1 protein-coding gene is annotated in these 946 nt (G+C 72.4%); it reads right to left on the reverse strand.

Annotated elements, in window-relative coordinates:
• Positions 1-946, reverse strand: a 946-nt coding sequence (aroB, locus tag K7G60_RS38585) for a 3-dehydroquinate synthase (RefSeq protein ID WP_225805628.1), incomplete at both ends; no start/stop codon positions are given.

A 946-nucleotide genomic window follows, 5' to 3' on the forward strand; every position in this document is an offset into this window, starting at 1 on the left:
CGGCCGGGTCGGGGCCTTCCAGGACGGTCGGCTTGCCGAGGCCGTCGAGGACGATGAAGCGGAGCAGGTCGCCGCGGGACTTCTTGTCCACCTTCATCGTCTCCAGGAGCTTCGGCCACTGGTCGCCGCGGTAGGTCAGCGGCAGGCCGACCGATTCCAGCAGGGTGCGGTGCCGGTCGGCGGTGGCGTCGTCGAGGTGGCCGGTGAGACGGCCCAGTTCGGCGGCGAAGACCATGCCGACGGAGACGGCCTCGCCGTGGCGCCATCGGTAGCGTTCGTTCTTCTCGACGGCGTGGGCGAGGGTGTGGCCGTAGTTGAGGATCTCCCGGCGGCCGGACTCCTTGAGGTCGCCGGAGACGACCTCGGCCTTGACGCGGATGGACCGCTCGATCAGTTCGGCGGTGTGCGGGCCGGCGGGGGTGCGGGCCGCGGCCGGATCCGCCTCGATCAGGTCGAGGATCACCGGGTCGACGATGAAGCCGGCCTTGATGATCTCCGCGAGACCGCTGACGTAGTCGTGCACCGGCAGCGAGTCGAGCGCCGCCAGGTCGCACAGGACCCCCGCCGGCGGGTGGAAGGCGCCGACCAGGTTCTTGCCCTCGGCCGTGTTGATGCCCGTCTTGCCGCCGACCGCCGCGTCCACCATCGCCAGCACCGTCGTCGGCACCGCGATCCACCGCACCCCGCGCAGCCAGGTGGCGGCCACGAAGCCCGCCAGGTCCGTGGTGGCACCGCCGCCGACGCCGACGATCACGTCGCTGCGGGTGAAGCCGGTCTGGCCCAGCGCCTTCCAGCAGTACGCGGCGACCTCGGCGGTCTTCGCCTCCTCCGCGTTCGGCACCTGGATGGCGACGGCCTCGTAGCCCTGCTCGGCGAGGTCGGCGCGGAGCGCCTCGCCGGTGTCGGCGAGCGCCTCCGGGTGGATCACGGCGACCCGCTTGGCGCG

The sequence above is a fragment of the Streptomyces sp. NK15101 genome (assembly GCF_020400725.1).
GTDB lineage: Bacteria > Actinomycetota > Actinomycetes > Streptomycetales > Streptomycetaceae > Streptomyces.